Below are 17,079 nucleotides of genomic sequence, written 5' to 3' on the forward strand. Positions count from 1 at the left end.
TTTATCTACATTAATTCAAGCCGTTCCCGCTGTGTTCGGGCAACGCGTGCGATGACGGAGGCGAATCCCCCCGCAATCGGTTGCTGCGGCATGTTTTCCCGTGATTTCCCCGACCCGCCCCAGCCGTGAACGGGCCAGTCCCGGCCCGCCCGATTTCCCCGTCCGGCAGTCACTGCTGCGCGGCACCCTGCGGCAGCATCGCATTGTCGATGGCGGTGGCGTTTTCGACTTCGGCACTCGGCGCGACGCCGAGCTCGGCGAGCGGCTCCTTGTTGGCGGCAGTACCGCTCGACCCGGACGCACCCGACACGATGTTGGCGACGACGTCCTCCCGCGCGCTGCCGATCGCCACGACCTGACGATCATGGTTGGCGGTTGCGAAGATGGCGGCGGCAAGCCCGATAAATAGCAAGACCGCGGCGAGTCCGATCATCCCGACCCGGAACCGCTGCGTCGTTTGCGCTGCGTCTTGTGCGATGATTTTCATAGGCTGTGGTATAAATGTAACGTCATCGAACGTCTTTGTCGATGCAAAGCTCAATCCACCGCGAGCCATGCCGGGACAACCAGCCCCTTCGCCTCCAGCCATGCCCTGTTGTACAGGGTCGAGAGATACCGGAAACCGGTGTCGCACAGGATCGTGACGACCCGCGATCCCGGCCCGAGGTGCCGCGCGAGCCGGACCGCGCCCGCAACGTTGATGCCCGACGACAGGCCGAGGCAAAGCCCCTCCTCCGACAACAACCGCGTCACCCATTCCATGCCTTCGGCATCGGAAATGCGGAATTGCGTGTCGATCGGCGCGCCTTCCAGATTGGCGGTGATCCGCCCCTGCCCGATCCCTTCCGCAACCGAAGATCCCTCGGACTTCAATTCGCCATGCGCGTAATATTCGTAAAGCGACGCACCGTGCGGATCGGTCAGCGCGATGCACACCGATTCGTCATGCGCCTTCAGCCCCATGCCGACCCCAGCGATCGTCCCGCCGGTACCCGCCGCACACGTGAAGCCGTCGATCCGCCCGTCCATCTGGGCCCAGATTTCCTCGCTCGTTCCCGTCACATGCGCGCGGCGGTTGGCGATGTTGTCGAACTGATTGGCCCAGACCGCATTGGGCGTTTCCTCGGCGATCCGGCGCGACGTGTGCACGAAATGCCCGGGGTTCGAATAGGGCGCGGCGGGCACCAGCACCAGTTCGGCCCCGAGCGCGCGCAATGTGTCCATCTTCTCGCGGCTCTGCGTCTCGGGCATGACGATGATCGTCTTGTAGCCCTTGGCATTGGCGACGAGCGCAAGCCCGATCCCGGTGTTGCCCGCGGTGCCCTCGACGAACGTCCCGCCAGGCGCGATCGCCCCGCGCGCTTCCGCATCCTCGACGATGCCGAGCGCCGCGCGATCCTTTACCGACGCACCGGGGTTGGCGAATTCGCACTTGCCGTAGATTTCCGCGCCGGCAGCTTCGCTCGGTCCCTTCAACAGGACGAGCGGGGTATTGCCGATCAGGGCGAGCGTGTTCGATGTCGTGTGCATAAGGGGTTAGCTATGCGTCCGGGTGCCCAGCCGCAAGCAAGCTTCGCTTTGCCGCGGGTGAACGGCGCTACGGCACGCGCAAGATCCCTGTCGCACACACCGATGTTCTGGTATCGTTCCGCCATCATGGCCACCGCCCCTGAGTCCCTGACAACTGCGTTGGCATTTCCCCCGCGCCCGCTGCGCTGGCTGTTTCTCGACCTCAACAGCTATTTCGCGAGTGTCGAACAGCAACTCGACCCGGCCTTGCGGGGCAAGCCCGTGCTCGTCGCCCCGATCGACAGCGATACGACCGTGGCGATCGCCGCGAGTGTCGAGGCGAAGCGGTTCGGCATCAAGACCGGCACGCCGGTATGGGAAGCCAAGCGGCTGTGCCGTGACCTCATCATCACGCCCGCCCGCCACGACAAATATGTCGAATTCCACGATGCGATCGTCGCCGAGATCTGGCGGCACATCCCCGTGACCAGGGTTTGCTCGATCGACGAGGTCGCGTGCCGGCTGCTCGACAACGAGAACAGCGTCGCCGCCGCGACCGCGCTCGCGCACCGGATCAAGGCGGGGATCCGCGCCAACATCGGCGATTGCATGACGAGTTCGGTCGGGATCGCGCCCAACCGCCTGCTCGCGAAACTCGCGTCCGATCTGCAGAAGCCGGATGGTCTCGTCATCCTCCACGCCGAGACGCTGCCGCAGCGGCTCTACGACCTCCCATTGCGCGACATCAGCGGGATCGGCGCGAAGATGGAGCGGCGGCTTGCACAGGAGGGGATCAACGACATCCGCCAATATTGCGAGCGCCGCCCGCGCGATGCGGGCAACGCCTGGGGCGGAACCAACGGCGATCGCCTCTGGTATCTGCTCCACGGCGTCGACTTGCCCGAGAAGGCCACGCAAAGCCGCTCGATCGGCCACAGCCACGTGCTGTCACCGGGCAAGCGCAGCGCGGTGCCGGTGCGGCTGACCGCGCGCCGCCTCGCGCTCAAGGCAACCAGTCGCCTGCGCCGCAAGGCGTATCGCGCGCGCCTGCTCGTGCTCCATGCGCGGTTCGAGGATGACAAGTCGACGTGGCGGTGCTCGATCAAGCTGCCGGCGACGCAGGATAGCTTCGTCGTCCTGGCGGCGCTGGAAACGCTGTTCCCGCGACTGGCGGCGGCGGGCAAGGCGCGACCGGGCGACTTTCAGGTCCGCATGGTCGGCGTCACGCTGGGGGAAATCGAGCCCGTCGCCGGCGAACAGGAATCGTTGTTCGGTTTGCTCGACCCCGATGACCCCCTCGCCCGCGAAACCCGCACGCTTGCGCTCAGCCGTGCGATGGACCGGATCAACGAAAAGTTCGGTCGGCACGCGGTCAGCCTCGGTCCGCAAAACGGCGGAAGGATTGATCGAATAGGCACCAAGATCGCCTTTGGTAGAATTCCCGATCTCGATGAATTCCATGAGTAATGGTGGCGCTACCACGAAATAATTGCTGCAGTGCGTTAGAGTGGGAACCGCCGCTGCCGTAGGGTCTTGACGGTCCGTACCGCGTGCGCGAAGAAAATTGGATGCTCAATCGACTCCTCCCCGCCGCTGCCGTCGCGCTCCTTGCGCTGTCGGCCTGTGACAACAAGCCAACCGAGGTCAGCTCGGTTGCCCCGGACCCCTTGGCCGCAGAGATCGCCAATCGCGCGCCGGTCGAACTGCCGCCTGCGATCAAGAAGGAAGCGACGTTCCGTTGCGCCGACAACAGCCTTGTGTACGTGACCTTCTTCGAGGGCGACAAGCAGGCGCTGGTCAAGGCGACGCAGACCGGCACCCCGGTCAAGCTGACCGCCGAAAAGGCGGGCGACCCGCTCAAGGCCGATGGCTATGAGATGACCGGAACCGTCAAGGCGGTGACGCTGACTCAGCCGGGCAAGCCCAAGCAGCTCTGCGACCTGTAACGCTCCTTCATTGCGCGCATCGTCGGCATCCGGCACGATGGCCATTCCTGGGCGAAGGGCTTACCGGTGTCGACGATCGCGATTTACAGTCTCAAAGGCGGCGTCGGAAAGACGACGATCGCCGTAAATCTGGCGTGGTCCGCGGCTATCCAGTCGTCGCGCCGCACGCTTCTGTGGGATCTGGATCCGCAAGCCGCGAGCAGCTTCCTGCTGTCGCCAGACGCCGATCAGCCCAGACGTCACCCCCACGCGCAATCGATCTTCGTCAAGGATGGGACACCCGATCCGCTGATCCAGCAGACGGCAATCCCACGGCTCGACCTGATCGCCGCTGACGCGTCGCTCCGCGGGCTCGATCTGCTGTTCCACGAAATGGACAAGAAGAAGCGCCTGCAAAAGCTCTTAAGCGGGCTTCGCAAGACATATGACCGAATCCTGCTCGATTGCCCACCCGGCCTGACAGAGACGACCGAACAGGTCATGCGCGCTGCCGACCTGATCGTGGTGCCCGTCATCCCCTCCCCTTTGTCCGAACGCGCGCTGGCCGACGTGATCCGGCATCTGGGCGGCAGGACCGACGTGATGCCGGTACATTCGATGGTCGACGGTCGCCGCAAACTCCATGCCGACGCGCTGGCGCGGAATCCCGACTGGCCGGTCATCCCGACCGCGAGCCTGATCGAACAGGTCACCGCCCGCCGCGCACCGATCGGCAGTTTCGCGCCGCGCTCCGCCGGCGCCGCCGCGTTCGCCCAGCTATGGCAGGCGATCGAACGCCGTATCGCCGCATGACCAGTTCCCCGTCACGCGAGGCACCCGGAGTGCCGTTCGAACCGCTCGACCCGCAAATCGTGCTCGGCGCCTATGCGGTCGGCGTGTTTCCGATGGCGGACAGCCGCGATGCGGACGAAATCTACTGGGTCGAACCGCAGGATCGTGCGGTCCTGCCGCTCGACGGATTTCATCTATCGCAGTCGCTCCGCAAGACGATCGTGCGGGATCGCTATCGCGTGACGGTCGATCGGCGGTTCGGTGCGATGATGCGGCTTTGCGCCGAATCGGTCTCCAATCGTCCCGATACCTGGATCAATCCGCAGATCGAGGACGTCTTCAACCGCCTCCACGCACTCGGCTTCGCGCATTCCGTGGAAGTCTGGGACGGCGATACGCTCGTCGGGGGGCTGTACGGTCTCGCGCTCGGTCGCGCCTTCTTCGGGGAAAGCATGGTCAGCCGGGCGCGTGATGCATCCAAGGTGGCGATCGCCTGGCTCGTCGCGCGGCTTCAGGTCGGCGGGTTTACGCTACTCGACTGTCAGTTCATGACCGAGCATCTGGCGTCGCTCGGCGCGGTCGAAATCCCGCGCGCGGCTTATCTGGTCGAATTGTCCGAGGCGCTGTCCGGCGTGATCGGCTCGGATGCTTCGGCGTCGGGCGTCGGCGACTTCTTCGCGCTCGACCGCGGCGCCGCAGCACCGGACGCGGCCCCGGCGGCAGTCGACTCCGGGCCGCCTTCGGGGAAGGTCATTGCGCAGCTCTTGACCCACACGTCATAGATCGGATGCTGGACGACGTTCAGGCCGGGCCGCTCCTTGAACAGCCAGCCTGAAAAGACCCGCCGCCAGACCTTGTCGGTTCCCGACACGTCGACCTGGACGAACGCGCCGGTATAATGCTCCTGCTCCCACGGTGCGGTCTGCTCGCACGCCTTCAGGCGCAGCACGACGTCGCCCACCCGCAGCGTCTGGCCGGGTTTGAGCGTCGCATCGCGCGCAATGCCATTCCGCTTGTTGAGGACCCCGAGCGTCGCGACGCGCTCTGCCATCGGGGTCGCGCCGAGGCTGGGGTCGACCCCGCCCGCCACGTCGACGGTCACCACGGTTTGCCCGCTCGTGTCCGCATCCAGCGCGGTGTCGGCGGTTTCGGTCGGGGTCGGGGCGGGAGCATCCTGCGCTCGGTCGCACCCCGTTGTCGCCAGCAGCGCGGCCACACCGGCCGCGCCCAGCGCGCGCCGGATCACGCGTCCGGCGTCCAGGCTTCGTAATCCCCGGTCGCCTGCGCGCGAACACCGCCCTTTTCCATCGCACCGCTCGGGCGATACGCCAGCGCAGTGCCCGTCATGTTGGGTTCGGGCGGAAGCTGCCACGCGCGCGGCGCCGGAAGCGAGCGTTCCGGCACGTCGGCGACCTGATGATGCAGCCAGCTGAACCATTCGGGTGCGATCCGGCTGGTATCGTTGATGCCGTTATAGATGACCCAGCGCCGGGGATTGCCCGCGGTATCGCGTCCGCCTTCGTAATAGACGTTGCCGAGCGAATCCTCGCCCATCCGCGCCTTGCCGCGAAGCCCGAATGCGGTGCCCCAGCTCGCGCCGGTCCACCAGGTGAAAGGATTGAGATTGATGCCCATGCGGTAGCGCTTAGCGCGCCACGGTGCTGCCATCAACCGCGATCAACGCGCCTTCGGTGCCGTCCAGCTGACTCGATCCCCTTCCTTGATGCCGAGATCGAGCGAACGGCCGCCGCGGAGCTCCAGCACCGCGCCGACGGGTTCGCCCGACGCGACCGGGACTTCGGACTGGGGAATGGTGTTCTCGGCGATCCGCGCGATCGTCCGGTCGGGGCGAATGAAGATGATGTCGAGCGGTGTCGGCGTATCCTTCATCCAGAAGCTCGCTTCCTTCGGTTCGCCCGTCGGTGGATACGGCGCGAACAGCATCCCGCCGTTCTCGGGAATGTCGGTGCGGAACATCAGCCCGCGGCGCTGTTCTTCCTCGGTCGTCGCGGATTCGACCAGCAGACGGTGCGGGCCGTTCGCGCTCGTCACCGTCACCGCGACCATGCCCGCCGCGGCTTCGCCCTGACCCGCCGCTTCCTGCTCCGAGGCAGGTGCGCAACCACCGGTCATCGTCGTCAGCAGGATAAGGCCGATGACGGCAGTTGAACGCCCAAACATACGCAGGTCCTAGATCTTCGGTTCGACCGTTACCGCCAGCGGCCCCTTCTCTCCGGACACCATGCGGGCGGAAAGTACCTGTCCTGGCTCGACTTCCTCGAAACCAGCACGGCGCAAGGTCTCGACATGGACGAAGATATCGCCCGAATTGTCTTCGCGCACCAGAAAACCGTAGCCTTTGAGACGATTGAACCACTTCACCGTGACAGGTTCGTACGGCCCCGCCCCTTCGATCAGCGCCGACGGATCGGGCCGTTGCGGTTCGCTGCGCACCTTCGGCGGCGGTTCGACCGCGTTGGTCAGGTCGATCGACAGGATTTCGCTGGCCTGCAGCCCGCGCTCGCGCAAGGACGCGATACATTCGAGCCGCGCACCTTCCGGCAAACTGCGCCGCCCGTGCGGGCGCAGTACCGAAAAGTGAATCAGAATATCGCCAATCCCATCTTCGTCGGCGACAAGAAAGCCAAAACCCCGAGTCATGTCGAACCACTTGAGAACGCCTGTATAGCGCCGTGAGTCTTCGTTCACGATGCCGGCTTCATCATTCATTCGACCCTCGCGATCCAGCTCCCCATACGCCGGAATCGGTTCATCACGCATGTTAGAAAGTCCCCCGCTCAGGCCCATAGCATGAGTTCGGGCCCGATCCATAGGCCCGACGTACCCGGACCACTATTCTTGTTACATACGCGTTTAAAGTAATATTGAGTATCAGTATCGCACAACTATTCAAATGGGTCGAAACTTTCCCCCGGCGCAAGGCTCGCAATCTTGCGCGCGATCGTAAAGCCATGACCACCACGGATCATCGCCGCGATTTGTTTTTCCCGCATCGGAGCATCGGCCTGCTCCAGCGCGAACGGTCCGATTCGACGGCGTTTCGCAAAAGCCAGTGCCGTTTCCAATGCGCGATCTTCGACTTCTGGCACGATCGCGGCGCTATCGGCCTCATCGAGACCGGCCTCGCGCAGCGCGCCCGCCACACGACGCTGCCCCAGACCGCGCCGCCCCATCGCCGCCGCGCGCGCCTCGCCGAAAGCACGATCGTCAATATAGCCCAGTTCGGCGAACTTCTCCGCGATCGCGACGGGGTCGCGATGGGCCCCTTCCCACCCGCGTTCGCGGATCTTGCGCTGCAGATATGTCACCAATTTCGCACGCGTCGTTGAAAATCGCTCGACATAGCGTAAGGCAAGCCGCTCCAGTGCGCCGCTATCTAGCGGAGGGACTGGCTTTTTCTCCCGCTTTCGGGTTTGGTTCTCAGGGCGCTGGTACATGACGCCATCATTGTGCCACACTCGAACCGGATTTTGAACGCTTGGCATAAGCAGGGGTGCTTGCCGAAAGGGACCATAAGCGTGGCCGAAATAATAGAGCCACGATCGAGGGCGCAGATACAGATGACAGTTGACGTTGCGGGCACGCAGGACCTCGAGGCCGAAACGCCGAAGCCGGTCGCTACGCCCACCGAAGATTCGCTCCCGCGGCGATTCGCCGATTTTGAAACGCTTGGGGCGGCGCTGGATTACGCTGCAACAGGTCAACGCGGGCTTAATTTTCACGACGCACGTGGGTCGCTGACCCGCGCCTATCCGTTTGCCGAACTGCGCGACGATGCGATCGCGATGGCACGCCGGCTGGTCGCCGCCGGGATCAAGCCCGAGGACCGCATCGCGATCGTCGCCGAAACCAGCCCCGACTTCGCGGCGCTGTTCTTCGGCGCGGTCTATGCCGGCGCATGGCCGGTCCCGCTGCCGCTGCCGACGTCCTTCGGCGGACGCGATTCCTACGTCGAGCAACTGCGCGTCCAGCTTTCGAGCTGCGAGCCGGTGCTGCTGATCTACCCGCCCGAGCTCGCGCAGATGGGGGTCGATGCGGCCCGCGCTGCCGGCACCGATGGAATCGATTGGTCCGAACTCGTCCAGCGCCCCGCACCCAACGTCCAACTCCCGCAGGCCACCGGCGATCAGGTCGCGTACCTGCAATATTCGAGCGGCTCGACCCGCTTCCCGCACGGCGTCGCGATCACGCATCACGCACTGCTCAACAATCTGACCGCCCATGCGTACGGCATGCAGCTGGTCGAAGCGGACCGCTGCATCTCGTGGCTGCCGTGGTATCACGACATGGGCCTCGTCGGCTGCTTCCTGTCGCCCGTCGCCAATCAGGTCTCGACCGACTATCTGAAGACCGAGGACTTCGCGCGGCGGCCACTCGCGTGGCTCGACATGATCAGCCGCAACGACGGCAATTCGATCAGTTACTCGCCGACCTTCGGCTACGACATCTGCGCGCGCCGCATGTCGAGCCAGACCAAGGCGTCGGAACGCTTCGACCTGTCGCGCTGGCGGCTTGCGGGGAATGGCGCGGACATGATTCGCCCGGACGTGATGCAGTCGTTCGTCGACGCCTTTGCGGACGCAGGCTTCAAGGCAAGCGCCTTCCTCCCGAGCTACGGCCTTGCCGAGGCGACGCTCGCGGTGTCGATCATGCCACCGTCTGAAGGGATTCGGGTCGAACTGGTCGAGGAAACGCAATTGTCCGGCGTCGCGGCTGGAGAAGATCGCCCGCAGCGCTATCGGGCGATCGTCAATTGCGGCAAACCCGTGAAGGACATGACCGTCGAGATCCGCGAAGAGGACGGCACCCCCCTGCCCGAACGCGCGATCGGCAAGGTGTGGTGCTCGGGCCCGTCGCTGATGGTTGGCTATTTCCGCGACGACGCCGCGACCGACGCATGCATGGTCGACGGCTGGCTGGACACCGGCGACATGGGCTATCTGTCCGATGGCTACGTATACATTGTCGGCCGTGCCAAGGACATGATCATCGTCAACGGCCGCAACCACTGGCCGCAGGACATCGAATGGGCGGTCGAGCAATTGCCCGGCTTCAAGGCGGGCGACATTGCCGCCTTCGCGATCACCACCCCCGGCGGCGAGGAAACCCCTGCGGTCCTGGTACAGTGCCGCAGCTCTGACGATGCCGAACGCGTGCGCTTGCGCGAAGAGATCCGCGAGCGGGTCCGTTCGGTCACAGGGATGAACTGTGTCATCGAATTGATTCCCCCGCGGACGCTGCCGCGGACCAGTTCCGGTAAATTGAGCCGTGCAAAAGCGCGGAATTTGTACTTGAGCGGGGACATCAAACCCTACGATCTGGCAGCATAACGCGGCACAACGCGGCAGCGCGAAGGTATAATGCGGTTAAATCTCACCTTCGCGACTGCATTATAACGAACTGCTAACCTTACGGGTCCTACGACGGGCGGTGTGAACGCTCCGCCCTCCTCCCAATTTGCCGAGCCGCGGATCGACGTACAGGCCTTGCTTGGCCTGCAGGATCCTGCGGACGCGACCGATTGGGGTCCGATTCGCGCCGCACAGCTTCATGCCGGGAGCAAGCTCGCCAGCTTTCTCGTGATCGCAAACGGGATCGGAGCGGTGCTGGTCGTGGCGATCCTGTCGCACACCGTCCCGCTCTGGCCACTGGCAATCTGGGGTGCGGTGACCACGCTCACCAGTGTCGTGGTGGCGGTTCGACGCCATGCGTCGCGACACCGCTCCGCCTATTCGGCACGGCTGAACGACATTCGCCAGACCTTGCTCGACGGCATTCTGCTCGGGGTCGTCTGGTCGATCCCGCCGATCTTCACCGGCCTGCGCGGCGACACCGCAACCGCGCTGTATCTGTGCGTCGCGCTGTCGTTGCTGATGACGACATCCGCCATCGCCATCGCCGCGCTGCCGCTCGCAACGCTGAGTTTCCTGGCGATCCTGGGGGGCGCTACCGCTGCGATGATGCTGCTGACCGAAAGCCCGCTGCTCGTGCCCGCGGTGCTTGCGTTCACGGTCGTCCTGATGGTGACGTGCTTCACCCGTGCCAAGGCGCTCGTCCTGTTGCGCGCAAGCGAGATCGCGATCGCCGAACGCGACGAGACCGTCAGTCTGCTACTGCGCGAGGCGGAGGAACATTCGTCCGACTGGCTGTGGGAAACCGATGCGTACCGCCGCGTCGTGCGCGCTTCGCCGCGCTTTGCCGCTTCCGTCGGGCTCGACGTCGAAACCGTCAATGGAAAGTCGCTGCTCGAGGTGCTCGCCGGGCCGACGTGGAAGGCCAGCGCGTTCCCGCCCGAACTGCGCCAGCTCGCCGAATTCCTGAAAGGGCGCGACGCCTTCCGCGGCCTGGTGCTCCCGGTCAAGGTCGGCTCCAGCGAACGCTGGTTCGAGATCACCGCCAATCCCCGTTATGACGAACGCGCGGTGTTCATCGGCTTTCGCGGGGTCGGATCGGATGTGACCGAACAGCGTGCGTCGGCCGACGAGATCAACCGGATGGCACGCTTCGATACGCTGACCGATCTCCCCAACCGCTTGCTGATCAACGAAACGCTCGCCGACGCGATGGCCGACGCCGCGAAATGGGGCAGCCGCTGCGCGTTCATGATGATCGATCTCGACCGGTTCAAGGCGGTCAACGATACGCTCGGCCATCCGGTCGGGGACCGCTTGCTCGGGCGCGTCGCGGAACGGCTGGCGCTGCTGATGACCGACAATGAGATCATCGGACGTCTGGGTGGGGACGAGTTCGCGGTGGTCGTGCGCGACGCAGGCGACTCGGCGCGGGTCGAGCGGCTCGCTCAGACGATCGTCGATGCGCTGGGGCAGCCGTACGACCTGGACCAGCACACGTTGTACACGGGCGCCAGCGTCGGCGTCGCGATCGGTCCGCGTGACGGACGGACTGCCGAGATGCTGATCCGTTCCGCCGATCTCGCGCTGTACCGGTCCAAGGATGCGGGCGGCGGCACCTATCATCGCTACGAACCACAACTCCATGTCGTTGCCGAGGAACGGCGCATCTTGGAACAGGCGCTGCGCCATGCGCTGAGCAACGACGAACTGCACATCTGCTATCAACCGGTCGTCAATTCCATGACCGGTAGGCTGATCGGGTTCGAGGCGCTGGTCCGCTGGACGCATCCCGAACTGGGCGTGGTCTCCCCCGACAAATTCATCCCCTTGGCGGAAGATGCGCGGTTGATCGCGCCGATCGGCGAATGGGTGCTTCGCGCCGCGTGCAACGAGGCGGCGCGCTGGCCCGGCACCGCGCGAATCGCGGTCAATGTCTCGGCCGAACAACTGCACCACCCCGGCTTCGTCGCGATCGTCGCATCGGCGCTGAGCACATCGGGGCTGCCCGCGCGGCGGCTCGAACTCGAAGTCACCGAGAGCGTCTTCATGCGCGACGATACGACCGCTGTGAAAGTGCTCGACCGGATCCTGGCGCTCGGGGTGCGGCTCAGTCTCGACGATTTCGGCACCGGCTATTCGTCGCTCGGCTATCTCAGTCGCACGCGCTTCTCGACCATCAAGATCGACCGCAGCTTCGTTACCGACGCGTCGAAGGGCGTACGCGAGGCGATCGCGATCGTTCGCGCGGTCATCGCGCTGGCGCAGAGCCTCGGCATGACCACGACCGCGGAAGGCGTGGAAACCGAAGAGGAATATCGCATGGTCCGCGACCTCGGCTGTACCAAGGTGCAGGGCTATTATTTCGGGCGCCCGCTGCTGGTCGAGGATGCGCGCGATGTCGCATTGCGGGCGGCACAGGATCTCGCGATTGCTTGATCCGCTTGCGATCCGCAAAATGTCGCGATAAGGAAGCCCTCGATAGGGGTGTAGCTCAGTTGGTTAGAGCGTCGGTCTCCAAAACCGAAGGCCCACGGTTCGAGTCCGTGCTCCCCTGCCACTTTCCAGAATCACCGCCTTTCTCGCGCCAGCTTGATTTCGCAGGCGGTGCGGATTAGGGTCGTTTCATTCCGAAATTGGGAATGACCGTCATCGGCCCTTCACAGGGCCGGGCAGCGGGCCCATGTCCCATCCTTCGGCGAAAAACACGAGTGCAGCACAGTGGCGAAGACGACTCCTCTCGAATTCATCCGTCAGGTTCAGGCCGAGACCAAGAAGGTCGTGTGGCCGACGCGGCGCGAAACGCTGATGACGGGGCTCATGGTTGTGATCATGGCCACGCTGCTGGGCGTCTTCTTCTTCGTCATCGACACCACGTTCGAGACGATCGTCCACCTGCTGCTGACCCTCGCGAAATAACGGACAGACAGACGACATGGCACGTTGGTACATCATCCACGCCTATTCGGGTTTCGAGGGCAAGGTCCGCGACGCGATCATGGCGGAGGCGACTCGCATGGGGCTCGAGCAGCTCGTCGAGCAGATCGAGGTTCCGACCGAGACCGTGACCGAAGCCCGCCGCGGCAAGAAGATCGCGGTCGAGCGCAAGTTCATGCCGGGCTACGTCCTTGCCAAGCTCAACATGAACGACGACGTCTATCACCTCGTCAAGAACACCCCGAAGGTGACCGGCTTCCTCGGGCCGAACGGCAAGCCGCAGGCGATTCCGGAATCGGAAGCCGCCCGGATGCTCAGCACCAAGGACGAAGCCGCCGCCGCTGCGCCCAAGCAGAAGGTCAAGGTCGACTTCGAGATCGGCGATTCGGTCAAGGTGCTCGACGGTCCGTTCGCAAGCTTCAACGGCATCGTCGAGGAACTCGATTTCGACCGCAGCCGCGTCAAGGTGTCGGTCTCGATCTTCGGTCGCGCCACCCCGGTCGAGCTCGAATTCGAACAGGTCGAGCGCAGCAAGTAAGTCATTGTAATACCAGGCGTCTGCACCGCCCTCTGGGGGTCGGACGCTTGGATTTCCTCCTGCCATGCGTGCGCCCGGCGGCAGGCCCTAGGCGTGATCCCCGATCAGCCATATATGCTCCGATACCATCGCCGATCGGACCCAGCATGAACCGCCGCATCCTGATTCTCACGCTCGGCGCGTTCGCCCTCGCGACGACCAGCGCGACCGCGGCACCCGCCGCCCCCCCGCCCGCTACACGTGCAACGATCACCGTCTTTGCGGCGGCATCGCTGACCGACGCGCTCCAGGCCGTCGGCAAGGCCTACACCGCGCGGACCGGCGTCCCCGTCCGCTTCTCGTTTGCGTCCAGCAGCCTGCTCGCCCGCCAGATCGAATCGGGCGCCAAGGCGGACATGTTCGTATCGGCGGATCTGGCGTGGATGGATCACGCGCAAAAAGCGGGTCGGATCGACGCAGGTAGCCGCCGCACGTTGCTGCGCGGCCGCCTTGCGCTGATCGCCCCGGCTGATTCGCGCGTCACGGTCCGTATCGCGCCGCGCTTCCCGCTGGCACAGGCGCTGGGGGCGAATGGCCGGCTTGCGGTCGGCGATCCGGCTTATGTCCCCGCGGGCATCTACGCCCAGACCGCCCTCACCCGTCTCGGCGTATGGCCGTCGATCCAGACCCGGCTTGCGCGCGCCGACAATGTCCGCGTCGCCCTGTCCTATGTCGCGCGACACGAAGCCCCGCTCGGGATCGTGTACGAAACCGACGCCCGCGCCGAACCCGGCGTCCGGATCGTCGGCATCTTTCCCGAGGCGAGCCACCCCGCGATCGATTATCCGGCCGCACTCGTCCGCGGTGCCACGCCCGCGGCGCGCGGGTTCGCCGCCTATCTGCAAAGCCCCGCCGCGAAGGCGACGTTCCGGCGCTACGGCTTCCGGACGTTCGGCTAAGGCGTGCTGACCGCGACCGAATGGGAGGTCCTCGCGCTCAGCGTGTCGATCGCGGGGCGCGCGGTGCTGTTCGCCCTGCCGCTCGCGCTGATTGCGGGATGGCTGATGGCGCGGACGCGCTTTCCCGGACGGACGCTGCTGGATGCCGTGCTGCACTCGTCGCTGTTCCTGCCGCCGGTGGTGGTCGGCCTCGTGCTGATCCTGCTGTTCGGCAATGACGGACCGATCGGAGAGGTGCTGGCACGGTTCGGCATCCGGCTTATCTTTACCGCCAACGGCGCGGCGCTGGCCGCGGGCGTGATGGCCTTCCCGCTGATGCTGCGCGCCTGCCGCCAGGCGATCGAAGCGGTCGACCCGCGGATCGAGGCGGTCGCGGACAGTCTCGGCGCTGAGTTCTGGGACCGGACCTTCTCGATCACGCTGCCGCTCGCCGCACCGGGCCTGATCGCCGCCGCGGTGATCGGCTTCGCCGCGGCGCTCGGGGAATTCGGTGCGGTGATCACCTTTGCCGCCAATATCCCCGGCGAAACGCAAACCCTCGCGCTCGCGATCTACGCAGCCCTCCAGCAGCCCGGCGGTGAGGCGGTAGCGCTGCGGCTCGCGGGGATCTCCTTCGGCGTCGCGATCGTCGCATTGCTCTCGTCCGAGGCGCTGCTTGCCTATGGCCGGCGGCGGAGCGGGCAATGATCTCGGTTGCGATCCACCGGACCCTCGGCGCGTTCGATCTCGACGTCGCGTTCGAAGGCCCTGCGGACGGCGTGACCGTGCTGTTCGGCCCATCGGGCGCGGGCAAGAGCGCGACCCTTGCGGCGATCGCGGGGAGTGGCGCTATCGATCGTGGGCATGTTGTGCTCGGATCTCGTGTCCTGTTCGACAGCGCCACACGCGTGAACGTCCCACAGCGCGCACGCCGGATCGGCTGGGTCTTCCAGGATGCACGGCTGTTCCCGCACCTGCGTGTCGAGGCGAACCTGCGCTACGGTATGAAGCGGGCATCCGGCGCACAGCGAATCGACTTCGACCATGTCGTCGGCGTGCTCGACATCGGGCATCTGTTGCGCCGCGGCGTCCGCGACCTGTCCGGCGGCGAGCGCCAGCGCATCGCGCTCGGCCGGGCGTTGTTGAGCCAGCCCGAACTGCTGCTGCTCGACGAGCCACTCGCCGCGCTCGACGGTGGCCGCAAGGCCGAGGTGCTCGCCTATATCAAACGCCTCAAGGCCGACTTCGCATTGCCGATGCTGTATGTCACGCACAGCCCGGACGAGGTTCATGCCGTGGCGGACCATGTCGTCATGCTGGACCACGGGCGTGTCGTGACGACGGGCCCATCCACGATCGTACAAGGCGCCCGGATCTGCGCGAAGATTGTCGGCCACGACGAACACGGTGTGCTGTTGCGCGTGCCGCACGGGGAAGCCGCCCCCGGAACGACGCTGGACCTGATCGTCGACCGCTGATCATCGCCCCCATATTGCGTTTTTCGCCGCCTTCCCCTATGGCGCGCGCTTCGGTCAGGGTCATCCCTGGAGGCTTGGCCGGAACATACCACTTCCAGTATTTCGGAGCATTGCAATGAGCGAACAGATGACGCTCGCAGCCGAGACGCGCGAACAGGTTGGCAAGGGAGCCTCCCGTTTGCTTCGTCGTGAAGGCCGCGTCCCCGCCGTAATCTACGGCAACAAGCAGGAACCCCTGTCGATCCACGTCGAGGAAAAGGCGCTGATGCGTCTGCTCAACACGGGTCACTTCATGAATTCGGTCGTCATGGTCGGCGCCGGTGGCCAGCAGGTTCGCACCCTGCCGAAGGACGTCACCTTCGACGTCGTCACCGAGCGTCCGGTCCATGTCGATTTCCTGCGGATCGGCGCGCATTCGACCGTCACCGTCGCGGTTCCGGTCGTCTTCACCGATGAAGACGAGGCCCCCGGCATCAAGCGGGACGGCGGCGTGCTCAACGTAACGCGTCACGAAATCGAAGTCGTCTGCGACGCAGCCGAGATCCCCGGCGAGATCACCATCTCGCTCGCAGGCCTCGAAGTCGGCGCATCGATCCACATTTCGGACGTGAAGCTGCCCAACGGCGTCGAGCCGTCGATCGCCGACCGCGACTTCGCGATCGCCACGATCGTGCCGCCGACGGTCCCGACCGCAGCGGACGAAGAGCTGGAAGCAGCGGTTGCCGAAGCGCAGTCGTCTGAAGCCGAAGCAGCTGGCGAAGCCGCTGCCGAGGACGACAAGGCCGAATAAGCCGGTCTGCCCCTCCCTGCTTGCAGGGAAAGGGCTGGAAAAAGGGACAGTCTGCGGCGCGAGCGTCCGGCGGGCTGTCCCTTTTTTTTGGAATTGACGATGGTGCGTCTCCCTGCCCGTTCGGTTCGAGCGGCACGAGAGATACAGCGGGCAGGCAGGACACGACATGCAACTCTGGGCCGGTCTCGGAAATCCCGGTGCGCAATACGCACTCAACCGGCACAATGTCGGCTTCATGGCGGTCGACACGATCGCCGAGATGCACGGCTTCGGCAGCGTCAAGAAGGCGTTCCAGGGCTGGACCCAGGACGGCCGGATCGGCAGCGAGAAGATCCTGCTGCTCAAGCCTGCAACCTTCATGAACGAAAGCGGCCGCAGCATCGGCGAGGCGATGCGCTTCTACAAGCTGACCCCCGCCGACGTCACCGTCTTTTATGACGAGCTCGATCTCGACCCGTTCCGCGTCAAGGTGAAGACCGGCGGTGGTGCCGCCGGGCACAACGGCATCCGCTCGACCGCACAGCATATCGGCGAGGAGTTCCGCCGCGTGCGGATCGGGATCGGGCATCCCGGGCACAAGGACAAGGTGTCGCCGTATGTGCTGGGCAATTACGCCAAGGCCGAGATGGACCCGTTGAGCGACGTGCTCGGCGCGATTGCGGCGGAGGTGTCTTGGCTTGCGGCGGGGGACGACCAGCGGTTCATGAGCGACGTGGCCTTGCGGCTGGCGCGGTAGGCTGGCCTTTTCCTTCTTCCCTTCCCCATTCCTCTTTTTCCCCCTTCCTGTTTCCCTTCCCCGGCGAAGGCCGGGGCCCAGTCGC

General features: G+C 65.1%; 19 protein-coding genes, 1 tRNA gene and 1 pseudogene. 14 read left to right on the top strand and 7 right to left on the bottom strand.

From position 1 onward, the window contains the following. Nucleotides 1–169 precede the first annotated feature (169 nt). Both AC3WJR_RS10925 and AC3WJR_RS10930 read right to left on the bottom strand, forming a co-directional pair. Nucleotides 170–487 (bottom strand): hypothetical protein, encoded by a 318-nt coding sequence (locus tag AC3WJR_RS10925; protein WP_354282017.1) that lies wholly within the window; start codon nt 485–487, stop codon nt 170–172. 50 nt (nt 488–537) lie between these two features. Continuing rightward, a complete protein-coding gene (locus AC3WJR_RS10930; RefSeq protein WP_492724926.1) occupies nt 538–1,530 on the bottom strand; it encodes a cysteine synthase A in 993 nt (330 codons plus the stop codon). A gap of 126 nt (nt 1,531–1,656) precedes the next feature. Here AC3WJR_RS10930 and AC3WJR_RS10935 point away from each other — a divergent pair, with 126 nt between their 5' ends. The 4 genes from AC3WJR_RS10935 (at nt 1,657) to aat (ending at nt 5,008) form a co-directional block, all read left to right on the top strand. Then, complete coding sequence (locus tag AC3WJR_RS10935) at nt 1,657–2,976, top strand: Y-family DNA polymerase (RefSeq protein ID WP_492724928.1); 1,320 nt, start codon at nt 1,657–1,659, stop codon at nt 2,974–2,976. A gap of 101 nt (nt 2,977–3,077) precedes the next feature. After that, on the top strand, nt 3,078–3,455 hold the full coding sequence (locus AC3WJR_RS10940) for a hypothetical protein (protein WP_492724930.1): 378 nt from the start codon (nt 3,078–3,080) through the stop codon (nt 3,453–3,455). A gap of 66 nt (nt 3,456–3,521) precedes the next feature. Then, complete coding sequence (locus tag AC3WJR_RS10945) at nt 3,522–4,247, top strand: ParA family protein (protein ID WP_492724932.1); 726 nt, start codon at nt 3,522–3,524, stop codon at nt 4,245–4,247. After that, nucleotides 4,244–5,008 (top strand): leucyl/phenylalanyl-tRNA--protein transferase, encoded by a 765-nt coding sequence (aat, locus tag AC3WJR_RS10950; protein ID WP_492724934.1) that lies wholly within the window; start codon nt 4,244–4,246, stop codon nt 5,006–5,008. Before AC3WJR_RS10945 ends, aat begins: the two co-directional genes overlap by 4 nt. Nucleotides 5,009–5,043: 35 nt before the next feature. Here the strand turns inward: aat and AC3WJR_RS10955 are convergent. The 5 genes and pseudogenes from AC3WJR_RS10955 to AC3WJR_RS10975 all read right to left on the bottom strand — a co-directional run. Further along, nucleotides 5,044–5,277 (bottom strand): annotated as a pseudogene (locus AC3WJR_RS10955) (DUF2155 domain-containing protein); the annotation flags it as partial. A 191-nt stretch (nt 5,278–5,468) separates the two neighbouring features. Beyond that, nucleotides 5,469–5,861: an NADH:ubiquinone oxidoreductase subunit NDUFA12 gene (locus AC3WJR_RS10960; RefSeq protein WP_354282011.1), complete on the bottom strand. Its 393-nt coding sequence runs from the start codon at nt 5,859–5,861 to the stop codon at nt 5,469–5,471. 42 nt (nt 5,862–5,903) lie between these two features. Beyond that, nucleotides 5,904–6,407 carry a DUF192 domain-containing protein gene (locus AC3WJR_RS10965; protein WP_492724936.1) on the bottom strand — a complete coding sequence of 168 codons (504 nt, stop codon included), beginning with the start codon at nt 6,405–6,407 and terminating at the stop codon, nt 5,904–5,906. Between the two features lie 9 nt (nt 6,408–6,416). Continuing rightward, the gene (locus tag AC3WJR_RS10970) at nt 6,417–6,956 is read right to left on the bottom strand and encodes a cold-shock protein (protein WP_354282325.1); all 540 of its coding nucleotides are present in this window, start codon (nt 6,954–6,956) and stop codon (nt 6,417–6,419) included. Between the two features lie 176 nt (nt 6,957–7,132). Then, complete coding sequence (locus AC3WJR_RS10975) at nt 7,133–7,684, bottom strand: regulatory protein RecX (protein WP_492724938.1); 552 nt, start codon at nt 7,682–7,684, stop codon at nt 7,133–7,135. Nucleotides 7,685–7,807: 123 nt separating this feature from the next. Here AC3WJR_RS10975 and AC3WJR_RS10980 point away from each other — a divergent pair, with 123 nt between their 5' ends. The 10 genes from AC3WJR_RS10980 (at nt 7,808) to pth (ending at nt 16,994) form a co-directional block, all read left to right on the top strand. Then, complete coding sequence (locus AC3WJR_RS10980) at nt 7,808–9,577, top strand: fatty acyl-AMP ligase (protein ID WP_492724940.1); 1,770 nt, start codon at nt 7,808–7,810, stop codon at nt 9,575–9,577. Between the two features lie 102 nt (nt 9,578–9,679). After that, the gene (locus AC3WJR_RS10985) at nt 9,680–12,037 is read left to right on the top strand and encodes a putative bifunctional diguanylate cyclase/phosphodiesterase (protein ID WP_492724942.1); all 2,358 of its coding nucleotides are present in this window, start codon (nt 9,680–9,682) and stop codon (nt 12,035–12,037) included. Nucleotides 12,038–12,081: 44 nt separating this feature from the next. Continuing rightward, a tRNA-Trp gene (locus AC3WJR_RS10990) sits at nt 12,082–12,158 on the top strand. A gap of 161 nt (nt 12,159–12,319) precedes the next feature. Then, entirely contained in the window at nt 12,320–12,517 is a 198-nt protein-coding gene (gene secE, locus AC3WJR_RS10995; protein ID WP_354282007.1) for a preprotein translocase subunit SecE, read from the top strand. A gap of 16 nt (nt 12,518–12,533) precedes the next feature. Further along, on the top strand, nt 12,534–13,073 hold the full coding sequence (gene nusG, locus AC3WJR_RS11000; RefSeq protein ID WP_131527007.1) for a transcription termination/antitermination protein NusG: 540 nt from the start codon (nt 12,534–12,536) through the stop codon (nt 13,071–13,073). 146 nt (nt 13,074–13,219) lie between these two features. After that, nucleotides 13,220–14,011 carry a molybdate ABC transporter substrate-binding protein gene (gene modA / locus AC3WJR_RS11005; protein ID WP_492724945.1) on the top strand — a complete coding sequence of 264 codons (792 nt, stop codon included), beginning with the start codon at nt 13,220–13,222 and terminating at the stop codon, nt 14,009–14,011. Nucleotides 14,012–14,014: 3 nt separating this feature from the next. After that, complete coding sequence (gene modB / locus AC3WJR_RS11010) at nt 14,015–14,698, top strand: molybdate ABC transporter permease subunit (protein ID WP_492724947.1); 684 nt, start codon at nt 14,015–14,017, stop codon at nt 14,696–14,698. After that, complete coding sequence (modC, locus tag AC3WJR_RS11015; protein ID WP_492724949.1) at nt 14,695–15,468, top strand: molybdenum ABC transporter ATP-binding protein; 774 nt, start codon at nt 14,695–14,697, stop codon at nt 15,466–15,468. Before modB ends, modC begins: the two co-directional genes overlap by 4 nt. A gap of 115 nt (nt 15,469–15,583) precedes the next feature. Further along, complete coding sequence (locus tag AC3WJR_RS11020; protein WP_492724951.1) at nt 15,584–16,258, top strand: 50S ribosomal protein L25/general stress protein Ctc; 675 nt, start codon at nt 15,584–15,586, stop codon at nt 16,256–16,258. Nucleotides 16,259–16,424: 166 nt separating this feature from the next. Next, a complete protein-coding gene (gene pth / locus AC3WJR_RS11025; protein WP_492724953.1) occupies nt 16,425–16,994 on the top strand; it encodes an aminoacyl-tRNA hydrolase in 570 nt (189 codons plus the stop codon). Nucleotides 16,995–17,079 lie beyond the last annotated feature (85 nt).

This window comes from Sphingomonas sp. FW306-05-A (genome assembly GCF_058782275.1).